Below are 13,166 nucleotides of genomic sequence, written 5' to 3'. Positions count from 1 at the left end.
ATCGACGACCTACCGTAGGTCGCAAGGACGACCCACAGTAGGTTTTAAGAGCGACCTACCTTGGGTTGTTTTTTTCACCCTCCCAAAGTCCTATTTTTAAAGGGTAGTATCCCCTGCCCACACACTCCGAAGAGGGCAGGCAGGGGATACTCCATCGATAGGGGAAGGATCAGAGGATCAGCGCAGGGGCATATCGAAGGTAATCCCCTCGTTCAGCCACTTGAGCTTAGCATCATTAGATACCTTCTTGAGCTGGTCGTTGTACCCATTGGCCTCAAAGATGACCCGATAGGGACGCCCTCGATACTGAGGCACTTGGAGCCACAGAGCCCCAGAGACCTTACATGTGCCATAGCCTACACCACCCCAGAAGTCTCGAGCAAGGAAGGTGACTTCGATAGGACAGCCCACCATCGTCTCATCTTCATTGTAGGAGACAGGATAGAGATTGATCGTGTGGCGAAGTTCCTTACCGCTAGATGGGGCGATCTTCTTCTGGATTCGCTGAGCTAGTTCGGCACCTGCTTGGTCTAGGACGCCTCCGTAGTCGGCACGCAGACGGCGCTGTATCTCAGCCTCTGTAGGCTCAAGGCGCTGGGATCGGGAAGCCTTATGCGACACCTCACAGCTCTGGAGGATCGCCGAGAGAAGGGCAAAGCACAGCAGTAGTCCAACAAAGGGTCGGGTGAATATACGTTTCATAGAGTTACTTCTTCTTTAGGTCAAAGGTAAGGGTAGAGGTGGCAGCATCACCGGTAGCGATCTCCTTGGTCACATCGTTAGCGAAGGTGGGGCGGAAGACCACTGGGTAAGAGCTAGGACGGAAGCCCAGGTCAATGGTCAGATCGCCACGCATCTCAAAGTTGTGCTTCGAATCAGAGATGACCGTCTTACGAGCTTTCCAACGGATGGTCACAGGCACGAACACCTTGTCCTTGGCTTCGTCGTAGCGGATCTGCTTCTCGTCATAGTTGTAGGTGACCTCATGGCGAGTATTGGGGGAGATCGCACGGCTCTTCAGGTCTGCCACACGATTAGCCGCCTGATCGACGAGGTCACGGAGTTGCTTCTCCGTAGGGCGCTGATCACGCTGGATCTCCGTAGTCGCACGCTTAGGTTCTTCATCCAAACAAGAGCTCAGGCTGACCGCCAGAGTCAAAGATAGAAGGGAATAGACACAGATATTCTTAATCTTCATCTTCGGGTAAGCGCCTAGAGATCAAACATTGCATGGACACTGATCTGAGGGGAATTGAGCCCACTCACCAGCAGATACTTGGCTTCTGCTCCTAGGGATAGCCCTTCACTGAGCTTATAGGAAGCACCACCACCAAAATCCACGAGGAACTTACCTGCGGAGAGTCCACCAGAGACGAGGGTATGATAGTAACCCAGCCCAGCCAAAGGATAGAGTGTGAACTTAGAATCCTTGAGAGGGAAGAGGTAGTGCGCATTCACTGCCAGCTCCAGCGAAGAGACACTCGCCTTGGGAAGGAAGTAGGTCAGACCCGCATCAAGACGGACACGCTCAGAGAGCCCATAGCGAGCCTTAGCGCCGATACCAATATCCGAACCTGAAGTCTGGAAGGCAAGGTTAGCCCCCAGAGAAAGGTCACCCTTCTGCTGGGCAAAAATACTACTCCCCATAGCAAGGAGAGTAACTGCGAGGAAGATTTTCTTCATACGCTTAATCAAATTAGAAGTTATAGATAGGTGAATTAAAAAGCAGGTGATTCAGCACGAAAAAGAACGACACAGCCTACACACCCCCTCCCCTGGAGAGATGGCGTGTAGGCTGTGCCTAGTAATTTGTGGTGAGGTGTAGGTCTTAGTATTGTGTGCCTTGCACACAATACCTCGTAGTACTACGAGGCTTCTCAGAGCCTGATACTGCGATATGCTTAGTAGTGATAATTGTACGCATCAGTTACTTTCGGGCAAATATATAGCTTATTATAGTACGTAGGACTCTTTTCTTCATAGACGGCATAAATAAGTCGATATTGAAGATCAATTACCCTCTTTAATGAGGTGCAACCTAGGCTTCCTCCTCCCATGCTTTTGGCTGACTTCACTGCAGGGGAAGGAGGAGAAAAATAGGCTAGCGAAGGAAGGACTTCATCCCGACCAATTTGTAGGGGCGATCCACGGGGTGAAAGGGTGCTGTCGAGAGCGCTCCGAGCGAAGTCTTCCGAAGGGGTAAAAAACGACCTACCGTGGGTCGCATCGACGACCTACCGTAGGTCGCAAGGACGACCCACAGTAGGTTTTAAGGGCGACCTACCGTGGGTCGATTTTTAGGGTCTTCGGATAGCCGACTCCGAAGGGGTAAAATTCCCCGATACGGAGAGCTCTGTCTTTGCCGAGCCAAGAGCTAATCTATCCAGAGCCATTCCGAGCCGCTACCTTCACCCGACAGAACACTTCAACAGGGTGCAAGCAAAGGCAAAAGAACACAGCTAACCGAGAGACTTTTAGAGGGGCTCGCCCAAGCGCAACGGATCAAGCCTCTATATCTTCTATTCTAATAGGCAGATATACAAGGGATAGTCGTATATTTGTCCTACATTATCTAGCTATGGTATCTCTTACTTAGCTCCCCTTCGGAAAAAGGTAGCCCAATCGTTATGAACCAAAAGACAATCCTTACCGCACTGACACTCTGTGTCCTTGGAGGCTCACTCCAAGCACAAGCCCAAGAAGCTACGTACTTCAACCCCGTGACAGCTGCCGTCCCCTCCCTCCAGATCACACCCGATGCTCGAGCAGCAGGTATGGGAGACCAAGGGACTTCCACCACCCCCGACCCTTATGCGCAGTATTGGAACCCTGCCAAGTTTGCCTTCATCAATAGCAAGGCTGGCTTCACCCTCGGCTATACCCCTTGGCTCTCACGTCTGGTGAGTGACATCGCCCTGATGCAGGTCTCGGGCTACATGAAGCTCGGCGAGGATGATCGTCAAGCCCTCGGGGCCTCTCTGCGCTACTTCACCTTGGGCAAGCTCCCTTCGTGGGATGCCTCTGGACGAAGCCTAGGCGAAGCTCACCCGAACGAGTTCGCCATCGACGCTAGCTATGCACGCAAGCTCTCCGAAAGCTACTCCATGGCTGTAGCTCTGCGCTACATCCACTCTGACCAAGGATCCAAGGAGAAGGGGAACAGCCCAGGTTCGGCCTTCGCAGCTGACATCTCGGGCTATCTGCGCAAGTACATCAACATCGGCGGCGCCGAGAGCCTCTGGTCGCTGGGCTTCAACATGCGCAACCTCGGGACGAAGATCTCCTTCGATGGAGGTACGACCAGTTCATTCATCCCCGCCAACCTCGGGATCGGTACGGGACTCCTCTACCCCATCGATGAGCTCAACATGATCTCCTTCAACGTAGAAGCCAATAAGCTCCTCGTGCCTACCCCCGCCCTCGGCGACGCAAAGAAGGCCGAAGAGTATCAGAAGATCTCCGCTATCTCGGGTATCTTCCGTAGCTTCACTGACGCTCCTGGAGGCTTCTCCGAAGAGCTGAAAGAAGTGCACTGGAGCCTTGGGGCTGAATACAACTACAACGATAAGCTCTTCGTGCGAGCTGGGTACAGCTACCTGCATCCGACCAAGGGCAATCTTCAGGCCTTCACCGCTGGGGTAGGCTTCCGCCTAAGTGCCTTCCGTGTCGATGCCTCCTACCTGATGTCCACGATCTCAGACAACCCGCTTGATCAAACCCTGCGCTTCAACCTCGCCTTCGACATCGAAGGTCTGCGCAACCTCTTCAAATAAGTATCAACCCACTTTATGCGACAAATACCCTTCCGCACGGGCTTCGGCTACGACGTACACCGCCTAAGTGACGGCTACGAACTCTGGCTCGGCGGTATCAAGGTCCCCTACGAGCAGGGACTCGAAGGACATTCGGATGCCGATGTCCTCCTGCATGCTGTCTGCGATGCTCTCCTAGGAGCTGCTGCCCTTGGGGATATCGGGGTGCACTTCCCCCCGACAGATATGGCTTACAAGGGGATCGACAGCAAGATCCTCCTCGAGCGCACCTGCCAGCTCATCCGAGAGGCAGGCTACGAGATCGGCAACATCGATGCTACCATCGCCGCCGAAGCGCCTAAGCTCAATCCCCACATCCCCGAGATGCGCCGAGTCATGTCCGAGGTCATGGGCATCCCCTCCTCTGCGATCTCTCTGAAGGCTACCACCTCGGAGCGCATGGGCTTCGTCGGACATCGGGAAGGCATGGCCGCCTATGCTACGGCACTCATCGCCCATGCCTCTGCCCTAGAGTAAGCGGTCGAAGTCCTCTTAGGGTAAGCATCCTTCGCCCTCCAAAAGCAAGAGCCTCTGGATCACGATCGTGATCCAGAGGCTCTTGTCTTTATCTTGTGCTTAGCTCTGGGAGAGCAAAGGTCTACCCAGCACTAACTAATCGAATTTCTTGTCGTAGCGCAGAGACGCTTCGCCCATGAAGTCCTTGATACGCTGCTCTTGGTCTCGCTTGCAGATGAGCAGGACCCCCTTGCTCTGAGCGATGATGCAGTCATCGATCCCTTGGACGACGACGAGCTGTTCCTTCTCCTCTCCATCGAGCGAGACGATGTTGCCTTGAGCTTCGTAGAAAAGAGCTTCGGTATGCAGGGCGACATTCGCCTCAGGCTCCTCACGCTTCAGCTCGTAGAGTGAGCCCCAAGTGCCGAGGTCAGCCCAGCCAAAGTCCACGGGGAGCACCATCACGTTGTCCGCCTTCTCCAGCACAGCATAGTCAATAGAGATATTGGGGCACTGAGAGAAGATGGCACTGACTCGGTCTTGCTCCTCCGAAGTAGCATAGGCCCCATTGGCCTCGTCAAGGACAGAAGTCAAGGCTGGGAGGTGGAGATTGAAAGCATCCAAGATAGTGCGGACATTCCAAGCGAACATCCCACTATTCCATAGGAATTCTCCACTTTCGTAGAAGACCTTAGCCATCTCTAGGTTAGGCTTCTCGGTGAAGGTCTTCACCTTGACAAAGTGTTCTTCCTCAGCGTCTGTGAACTGGATATATCCATAGCCCGTCTCGGGACGAGAGGGGCGAATACCTAGGGTCACGAGCTTGGGATGCTCACGTACATATTCCAGGGAGCGACGGATCGCTTCGTCGAAGATGTCCTCCTGAAGGATCAGGTGGTCAGCTGGAGTGACTAGGATATTAGCGTTGGGATTCTTAGCCTGAATATGATAAGTAGCCCAGCCGATGCAAGGAGCCGTATTGCGGCGCATGGGTTCCAAAAGCACCTGCCCAGGGGTCAGCTCGGGGAGCTGCTCAAGGACTAAATCACGGTAAATGGCATTAGTTACGACGACAAAGTTCTCTTTGGGGATCACCTTAGAGAAGCGATCGTAAGTCATCTGCAGAAGCGAGCGACCTGTTGCGAAAATATCAAGGAACTGCTTGGGCTTCGTCTCACGGCTGTAAGGCCAGAAGCGACTGCCGACTCCGCCACCCATGATGACGCAATAGTTATCTGTGTGCATAGTCTCTATATTAACTATCCGGGTTACTATTAACTACACAAATATAACGAATTAAGCGGTACGACTATCATAATGTCATAGAAAAATAGAGTCCTAACTAAAAACACGGCTCCAAATATGAACCATATCTTATCTCTTAGGACTACCCTATGCGAAGGTCTAATAGAGCGACCTACCGTAGGTCGCTCCGAAAACCCACTGTGGGTCGGTCGATCGACCTACCGTGGGTCGGTAAGACGACCTACAGTAGGTTTTATTTGGGGGCTTCCTAAGGGCTGATATATACGCCTAGGTTTGAGGGTGAAATTACCCGAACGACAAGCAAGAAAGTTAGCTTGCCTACCGCTGAAGCCCCCCCTTGGTGGAGGTGGTACATAACAACAAAAAGATCGGTCGCTCCATCCTAGGACGGAGCGACCGATCTTCGTGCTATTTGCCAGAGCGAGGAGAGCCCCTAAGCAAACTAGATGGAGTAGAGGATGCTGATCGACTCGTGGTTGATGACACGGTTGATCGCTTCGGCGAAGATATTAGCCACCGAGACGATGTGGATCTTATCCGACTGCTTGCGCAAGGGGATGGAGTCCGTAAAGATGATCTGCTGGAGTGCAGAAGCGTTGATACGCTCCGTAGCGGGATCGCTGAGCACCGCATGGCTAGCTGCAGCACGTACGCTTCGAGCACCGTTAGCCATCATCAGGTCAGCTGCCTTACAGATCGTCCCAGCCGTATCGACGATATCATCCACGAGGATGACATCCTTGCCTTCGACATCCCCGATGATCGTCATCTCGGCGACTTCATTGGCCTTAGCACGGCTCTTGTGACAGATCACCATGGGCACACCGAGGAACTTAGCATACGAGTTAGCACGCTTAGCCCCACCTACGTCTGGCGTAGCGATCACCGTGCGCGAGAGATCAGAGGTCTGGCGGAGATAGTCGATGAAGACCATCGAAGCATAGAGGTGGTCCACAGGGACATTGAAGAATCCCTGGATCTGATCGGCATGCAGATCCATCGTGATAACACGAGTCACCCCTGCCGTGCTCAGCAGGTCTGCCATGAGCTTAGCACCGATGGAGACACGAGGCTTATCCTTACGATCCTGGCGAGCCCACCCGAAGTAAGGGATGACCGCTGCGATGTAGTGTGCCGAAGCACGCTTAGCAGCGTCGATCATCAGGAGGAGCTCCATGATATTATCCGAAGATGGATAGGTAGACTGAACAAGGAAGACATCCTTACCACGGATGCTATCCTTGTAGTAGACAGAGAATTCTCCATCTGCGAAGTGCTCTACTTGCATGTCGCCCAGGTGTAGACCTAGAGCCTCTGCGATCTTAGCTGCCAGATCCCGCGAAGCCGAGCCTGCGAAAATGGCAACATTCTTAGTATCAATAGCCATTGGGGTGTATGAATATTATCGGGCTCTCCATTGTGGGGAGTCTCTTCTTCTATTATTTGCGTCGTAGGACAAGTGCCGTGCGAGAGGGGATGTAGAGCGCCAGAGGAGCTAGCTTCTCGCAGTCAAGCGTATTCACTTCATACGGAAGTGACGTATAGGTGAGACTGTCATCTACCAGCCCGTAGCCTCCGAAGGCCTTGCTATCGGTGTCGAGGACGACCGTGTAGCTCCCCTTAGGAAGCATGATCTGATAGTCAGTGTAGGAGCGGGTGGGATGGAAGTTGAAGACGAAGATGAGGTCTCCACGGCCAAAGGCTAGGATCTGTTCCTCTTCTTGGATATGATACTGCTGAAGTGAGCAGGTAGCGAACTCGGATGAGGAACTTACGAGATGAACCATCGCCTTGTCGAAGGACTGCAGGTCATGGTAGAGGAGATCCTCATTGTCCGCTAGGCTCCACTGACGACGAGCATAGTGGTACGACCAGTCATTACCCACACGAGGGAAGTCGATCCATTCGGGGTGACCGAACTCATTCCCCATGAAGTTCAGATACCCGCCATTCATCGTCGAGACGGTAGCTAGACGGATGAGCTTATCCAGAGCGACAGCTCGGTCGGTCTGCAGCGTACGGCTTGAGTGGCTCATGTGCCAGTACATCTCTGCATCTGCCAGACGGAAGATGATCGTCTTATCTCCCACAAGGGCTTGGTCATGGCTCTCCGCATAGCTGATCGTCTTCTCCTCCTCACGGCGGTTGGTCAGTTCGTGCCAGATAGCCCCTGGGCTCCATTCTTCATCAGGACGCTCGGTGATGAGCTTCGTCCAGAAGTCAGGGATATTCATCGAGAGGCGATAGTCGAAGCCAAAGCCACCATCCTCGATCGGAGAGGCAAGCCCAGGCATCCCACTCACTTCCTCAGCGATGGTGATCGCATCGGGGTAGACGCTATGGATGAGCTTATTGGCCAGTGTCAGGTAAGCCATCGCATCGGCATCCTGCAGGCCATTGAAGTAGTCAGAATAGGAGGTGAAGCTCTCCCCTAGCCCGTGATTATAATAGAGCATGGAGGAGACTCCATCGAAGCGGAAACCATCGAACTGGAAGACCTCAAGCCAATACTTACAGTTCGACAGGAGGAAGTGCATGACATTGTTGCGCCCATAGTCGAAGCAGAGCGAGTCCCAAGCAGGATGATCTCCTCGTGGTCCTTCGTGGAAGAAGAGTGTACGAGAGCCATCATAGCGAGCTAGGCCTTCGACTTCATTGCGCACCGCATGGCTATGCACAAGGTCCATGATGACCTTGAGCCCAAGGCCGTGGGCAGCATCGATCAGTGCCTTCAGTTCATCGGGTGTACCGAAGCGGCTACTCGGAGCATAGAAGCTCGAGACATGGTAGCCAAAGGAGCCATAGTAAGGATGCTCCTGCACCGCCATGATCTGGATAGCATTGTAGCCTAGATCGACGATGCGAGGGAGTACCTGCTCTTGGAACTCTCGGTAGGTGCTTACCTTACCCTCCTCAGAGGACATGCCCACATGACACTCATAGATCATGAGGGCTTCGTCTCGCTTACCGGGGCGAGCATTGCGGAAGACGTAAGGCTCTTCGGGATCCCAAACTTGGGCACTGAAGATCCCCGTCTCACTATCTTGGACAACACGGCTAGCCCATGCAGGGATGCGCTCCCCACAGCCATGGCCCCAACAGACGAAGAGGCGGTAAAGGTCTCCATGGTGCAGCACCTTATCGGAGATATGGATCTCCCAGTTTCCATAGTCATCGACACGCTTGAGCTTCCAGACGGACATGCGCTGCCAATCATTGAAGGAGCCGATGAGCTGGACGCTATGTGCCCCTGGGAGGAACTCCCGAAGGATCCAGCAACCCTTCTTCTTATCCCTATGCAAGCCGTAGTGAAGGTAGCCGTCAGCGAATTGTTCTAGAGGGACATCTCCCCCTTGAGTAATGGATCGTTCACGAGCGTGGGTGAACTCCATGCGACGGCGGATGCGCTCTTCATAGGGCTTGAGCCAAGGGTCGTTTGCTACTAACTTCGTCATAGTCGTGTCTGTAATGTATGTGTACCTAGGGCGTGTGAGAGGAAGGGGCTACTTCAGATTGAGAATGAGTGTCGAGGGCAGTCGTGAGAGGAGGTCTTCGCACGTGTCGAAGGCTTCCTGCCAATGGGTGTAGCTGACGACGACAAGGTCGCACCCTTCGGGAAGTGATCGGAGTTTATCGGGGAGGAGGGCTTCACCTGGATGCAGATTGAGGCTCTGAGGGGGAAGGTCTTGGCTAGCTATGATGCGTAGCGCAGCCTTGTTATTCTCGGCCATCGTACGTGCATAGGGTAGCAGGCGTAGATCTCCTTGATTAGCTATATAAAGGAGAATACTTTTCGGAGAATGGAAGGATCGACTGAGGAGTACCCCTACCGAGCAAGGAGCACGATGGATGAAGAAGGCCATCTTGTCTCGCAGCATGCTGTGGATGGTAAGCAGCGACTCGGTGGTACGCACGGAGAAGCTTCCCACACGGCGCTTCATCTGCTGGCGCACCGTGGTAGCCTCTCGGTCATCCTCATCGGAGGAGAGGCGCACACCAGCACCGACGATGAGGAGGTTATACTTCTCTTCGGTAAGCTTGGTGAGAATCGTCCCTTCGACTTCATCAGCCACGAGGTGCTCTACCTCTAGGGGCTGGCTGAGCTGCTGTGCTTCCTGAAGGATGGGGCGGAAGTTATCCTCGAAGAACTTATCTACTTCGATCGAATTGATATTCTTGTCCGTCGTGATGTGCAGGGCTGTGACATTGGGATGGGCTTCCCCACGACGGAGAAGCTGATCCGTCAGACGAAGCAGGGTCACTCCAGAGCTAGGGCGACCGAAGGAGAGGAGCACCTTGGCTCCTGCCTGCTTGTCGATCGTCTCGATGCGGTCCCGACGACGCTCCCCGAGGCGGATGATCCAGTTGATCATGTGCACCATGGGCATGGTCATCACGGTCGTGATGACGGTCATCAGCACGAGGACAGCATAGATAGCGGGAGGAAGGATCTTCATCTCGTAGCCGATACCGAGCACGACGAGCTCCATCAGTCCACGGGTGTTCATGAAGGCACCGAGGAAGATACTATTACGAGGGCTTTCACCCGAAGCTCGTGCAGAGATATAAGTACCGCCGACCTTCCCCACGACAGCGATCAGCGTGAAGACACCAAGCAGAGCCCAGCGCTCGGGGCTATCAATGAGGCCGAGCTCGGTCTGCAGCCCACTAGAGACGAAGAAGAGGGGCAGGAAGAGCAGGAGGGAGACATCCTCGATCTTGTCCGTGACGATCTTGCGGAAGGACAAGTCTTCGGGCATGACAAGCCCGAGCATGAACGCACCGAAGAGGGCATGCATGCTGAGTAGTTCGGTGATGTATGAGGATAGGAGCAGGAGGATGAAGATCGTCCCAACCATCCCGTGACTGATGACTTCGGTATTGTTGTATACCTTCCCCGCAACATGGAAGAGCGGGCGAATGATCCCGAAGATCACCAATAGATAGACGATGAGGAAGAGGAGGTTGTAGCCCGTGCTCATCAGGCTGCCACTCTGGGCGATCGCGATGATAGCCGCCAGCATGAGCCAAGCTGTGATGTCCCCCGCTGCTGCTGTAGAGAGGGAGAGCTTCCCTAGGTGTGTACGCTGGAGGTTATTCTCCTGGATGATACGAGCCAGTACGGGGAAGGCCGTGATGCTCATAGCGATCCCGATGAAGAGGGCAAAGGGTGTGAAGTCCGTCAGCCCTGCAGCATAGTCGCTATAGATGGCATAGCTCAGCGGCAGGGAGAGGAGGAAGGGGATGAAGATCCCCGTATGACTGATGATGATGCTACTTCGGAGCTGCTTGCGTATATCTCCGAGGCGGAGCTCCATCCCCACGGCGAACATGAAGAGGATCAGCCCGAAGTTACTCAAGAGCTGGATATTAGACAGGCTAGAGGCTGGGAAGAGGGCACCAAATGCCTCGGGGGCGACTCGCCCAAAGAGTGAAGGACCGAGGAGAATACCTGCGACGATCTCCCCTATGACAGCCGGCTGGTGAATCTTACGGAAGAGCCAGCCCATGGATCGTGCAGCTACGAGGATGATGAGGATCTGCAAGAGCAGAACCCCTATCGTGGAGTCAATATGATGGGAGACGCTGGTCTGGAAGTCGGCGAAAGCGGCACGGAGCGTCATCGCTCCTTCGGCTGTGGGGCGCAGGCTTGATGGGGTCAGACTTTCTCCGAAATAGAGAGTCCCCCAGAGGGCCGCCACTGAGATGAGCAGTATGAAGATGTAGAAGACAAAGGGTAGGAATCCCCGTTGCTTAGGCATGCTATTCTGTTCTGTTTAAGCTCAAGGATATACCAGAGAGAGGTATGACCTGCTCCACCGATCCCTATTTGCACCACCAAAGATACAAATTCTTTGGCAAGGGGCTAGGAGCTGCCTCCCCCTTCGGCACTCCCCTACCCGTTCCCTCTTCGGCCGAGAGAGCCTTCTACTGACACCCCTTCTTCAGAACCTATGGTAGATCGCCGAGGCGACCCACAGTGGGTCGTCTCATCGACCTACCGTAGGTTTTCCGAGCGACCTACCGTAGGTCGCTCCAAGGTGCTCCAAACCCTCATGGCATCAGCCTTTGGCGATGGATCTCGTTTGTCCTTATGAAAAAGGTTTAGTAACTTTACACCGAAGCCAAGATTCGTGTCAATCTCAAGGTCTTGGCTGATCACTAATAACGACAGAGCAATCAGTAACTACTAATTTCTATTCCCTCCCATGATCAAGCTTATCGGAACGAATGCAGGTCTTGTCTGGAACTCCCTAGACAAACTTGGCAAAATGGATATCAAGGCTCTGAAGAAAGCCACTAAGCTACGTACAGACAAGGAGCTATATGCTGCTCTTGGCTGGCTCGCTAAGGAAGGAAAGCTCAACTTCGATGAGTCGGGCGAAGACCTTCTCGTCGAGCTCGTCTACTAGCCTCAGATAGGCTCGCCTAGACGACTCTCGTCATCTCTCCTACAAAAGGCTATCTCTCCCACGGCGAAGGGATAGCCTTTTTCTTGCCTCCACCACTCATCGCTCCACCCCGTGAATGCCCCTCTTCGCTCCCCCGCTCGAGCATCGAACTTTGAGCTTCTCCGCCTACTGGCGATGCTCCTCATCCTCATCCTCCACGCCAACTTCCTCACCTTCCGTTTCCCCTCCTCTGAGACACTGCACAGCCAGCCTCTAGGAGCCCTCGGGTGGATCTGGAGCGAAGCTCTCGCTATCGTCGGAGTCAATGTCTTCGTCCTCATCTCAGGGTACTTCGGCATACGGCTTCGCATCAAGGGGATGGTGAGCCTGCTCTTCCAAGCAGCCTTCTACACTGTTGGGATCTACCTGAGCATCGTAGCACTGGGGATCGAGCCCTTCGAGAGCGGAGAGCTACGGAGCGCCTTGATGCCCCTTGATCGAAGCAAGGAATGGTTCCTGCCGACCTATCTAAGCCTTATGATCTTCGCACCTCTACTGAATGCCTTTGTCCACAAGCAGAGCGAGCGAGGGCTGAGACATTACCTCATCTTCTTCTTCGTACTCTCCACCCTCCTAGGGCTTCTCTCGGATCAACTCGGGGTAAAGGATGGCTATTCACTCTTCTCCTTCGCTGGGATCTACCTCCTAGGGCGCTACTTCCGCCTCCACCCCGAAGGGTTAAAGCGGTACCAGACTTCGACCTTCGTTGCCGCCTACCTAGGGCTCAGCTTCATCCAGTCCTTAGCACTCTTCACCTACGGCTATACCTCGGGGCAGTCGATCATCGCATCTCCGATTACTTACAAGTTCCTTAGCTATGTCTCCCCGCTGAATATCCTCACGGCGGCAGCGCTCTTCCTAGCCTTCTCTAGGCTCAAGATCGAAAGTAGGGCCATCAACTGGATCGCCTCCTCGACCTTCGCAGTATATCTCATCCACTGCAATGGGCGACTTCTCGGATATTATACGGGGTATATACACGGGCTCAGCGAGCACCCTGTCGGTGTGTTCTTAGGTATGGTTGCGGGATTTATTCTCCTTGTCTTCACGGGGAGCATCCTCATCGACAAGGTTCGTCTCCTTCTGTGGGACAAGATCTTTTCTCCCCTCTATGATCATCTTCGATCGAGTTGGGAGAAGCGGGGATGGCCACTACTTCGGCTCCCCGAATAGGCGGGTA

At 53.8% G+C, this 13,166-nt stretch carries 11 protein-coding genes; 4 read left to right on the top strand and 7 right to left on the bottom strand.

The annotated features are described in order from the left end of the window. Positions 1 to 177: 177 nt before the first annotated feature. The 3 genes from Q0336_RS01565 to Q0336_RS01555 are packed head-to-tail and all read right to left on the bottom strand — an operon-like array spanning position 178 to position 1,683. A complete protein-coding gene (locus tag Q0336_RS01565; protein WP_298524787.1) occupies positions 178 to 702 on the bottom strand; it encodes a hypothetical protein in 525 nt (174 codons plus the stop codon). A gap of 4 nt (positions 703 to 706) precedes the next feature. Then, on the bottom strand, positions 707 to 1,198 hold the full coding sequence (locus Q0336_RS01560) for a hypothetical protein (protein WP_298524785.1): 492 nt from the start codon (positions 1,196 to 1,198) through the stop codon (positions 707 to 709). A 14-nt stretch (positions 1,199 to 1,212) separates the two neighbouring features. Beyond that, positions 1,213 to 1,683: an outer membrane beta-barrel protein gene (locus Q0336_RS01555; RefSeq protein ID WP_298524782.1), complete on the bottom strand. Its 471-nt coding sequence runs from the start codon at positions 1,681 to 1,683 to the stop codon at positions 1,213 to 1,215. Positions 1,684 to 2,627: 944 nt separating this feature from the next. Here Q0336_RS01555 and porV point away from each other — a divergent pair. Together porV and ispF are read left to right on the top strand one after the other, a co-directional pair. Next, on the top strand, positions 2,628 to 3,773 hold the full coding sequence (gene porV / locus Q0336_RS01550; RefSeq protein WP_298524780.1) for a type IX secretion system outer membrane channel protein PorV: 1,146 nt from the start codon (positions 2,628 to 2,630) through the stop codon (positions 3,771 to 3,773). A gap of 15 nt (positions 3,774 to 3,788) precedes the next feature. Beyond that, a complete protein-coding gene (ispF, locus tag Q0336_RS01545; RefSeq protein WP_298524778.1) occupies positions 3,789 to 4,289 on the top strand; it encodes a 2-C-methyl-D-erythritol 2,4-cyclodiphosphate synthase in 501 nt (166 codons plus the stop codon). A 135-nt stretch (positions 4,290 to 4,424) separates the two neighbouring features. Here the strand turns inward: ispF and Q0336_RS01540 are convergent, their stop codons facing one another. The 4 genes from Q0336_RS01540 to Q0336_RS01525 all read right to left on the bottom strand — a co-directional run bounded on the left by Q0336_RS01540 (position 4,425) and on the right by Q0336_RS01525 (position 11,296). After that, complete coding sequence (locus Q0336_RS01540; protein ID WP_298524777.1) at positions 4,425 to 5,513, bottom strand: mannose-1-phosphate guanylyltransferase; 1,089 nt, start codon at positions 5,511 to 5,513, stop codon at positions 4,425 to 4,427. Positions 5,514 to 5,976: 463 nt separating this feature from the next. Continuing rightward, a complete protein-coding gene (locus Q0336_RS01535; RefSeq protein WP_298524775.1) occupies positions 5,977 to 6,921 on the bottom strand; it encodes a ribose-phosphate pyrophosphokinase in 945 nt (314 codons plus the stop codon). 52 nt (positions 6,922 to 6,973) lie between these two features. Continuing rightward, positions 6,974 to 8,989, bottom strand: coding sequence for an alpha amylase C-terminal domain-containing protein (locus Q0336_RS01530; protein ID WP_298524772.1), 2,016 nt, complete (start codon positions 8,987 to 8,989; stop codon positions 6,974 to 6,976). A 48-nt stretch (positions 8,990 to 9,037) separates the two neighbouring features. Continuing rightward, entirely contained in the window at positions 9,038 to 11,296 is a 2,259-nt protein-coding gene (locus Q0336_RS01525) for a cation:proton antiporter (protein WP_298524770.1), read from the bottom strand. A 447-nt stretch (positions 11,297 to 11,743) separates the two neighbouring features. Here Q0336_RS01525 and Q0336_RS01520 point away from each other — a divergent pair, with 447 nt between their 5' ends. Continuing rightward, positions 11,744 to 11,947 (top strand): winged helix-turn-helix domain-containing protein, encoded by a 204-nt coding sequence (locus Q0336_RS01520; protein WP_298524767.1) that lies wholly within the window; start codon positions 11,744 to 11,746, stop codon positions 11,945 to 11,947. Between the two features lie 111 nt (positions 11,948 to 12,058). Beyond that, on the top strand, positions 12,059 to 13,159 hold the full coding sequence (locus Q0336_RS01515) for an acyltransferase family protein (protein ID WP_298524765.1): 1,101 nt from the start codon (positions 12,059 to 12,061) through the stop codon (positions 13,157 to 13,159). Positions 13,160 to 13,166: the final 7 nt, after the last annotated feature.

The organism is uncultured Porphyromonas sp. (assembly GCF_938039215.1).
Taxonomy (GTDB): Bacteria; Bacteroidota; Bacteroidia; order Bacteroidales; family Porphyromonadaceae; genus Porphyromonas.
This window is presented reverse-complemented; position numbering and strand designations above follow the sequence as displayed.

Coding starts and splice junctions, on each gene's coding strand:
- porV (WP_298524780.1), top strand. CDS start 2,628: ATGAACCAAAAGACAATCCTTACCGCACTGACACTCTGTGTCCTTGGA.
- Q0336_RS01535 (WP_298524775.1), bottom strand. CDS start 6,921: ATGGCTATTGATACTAAGAATGTTGCCATTTTCGCAGGCTCGGCTTCG.
- Q0336_RS01560 (WP_298524785.1), bottom strand. CDS start 1,198: ATGAAGATTAAGAATATCTGTGTCTATTCCCTTCTATCTTTGACTCTG.
- ispF (WP_298524778.1), top strand. CDS start 3,789: ATGCGACAAATACCCTTCCGCACGGGCTTCGGCTACGACGTACACCGC.
- Q0336_RS01525 (WP_298524770.1), bottom strand. CDS start 11,296: ATGCCTAAGCAACGGGGATTCCTACCCTTTGTCTTCTACATCTTCATA.
- Q0336_RS01555 (WP_298524782.1), bottom strand. CDS start 1,683: ATGAAGAAAATCTTCCTCGCAGTTACTCTCCTTGCTATGGGGAGTAGT.
- Q0336_RS01530 (WP_298524772.1), bottom strand. CDS start 8,989: ATGACGAAGTTAGTAGCAAACGACCCTTGGCTCAAGCCCTATGAAGAG.
- Q0336_RS01520 (WP_298524767.1), top strand. CDS start 11,744: ATGATCAAGCTTATCGGAACGAATGCAGGTCTTGTCTGGAACTCCCTA.
- Q0336_RS01565 (WP_298524787.1), bottom strand. CDS start 702: ATGAAACGTATATTCACCCGACCCTTTGTTGGACTACTGCTGTGCTTT.
- Q0336_RS01540 (WP_298524777.1), bottom strand. CDS start 5,513: ATGCACACAGATAACTATTGCGTCATCATGGGTGGCGGAGTCGGCAGT.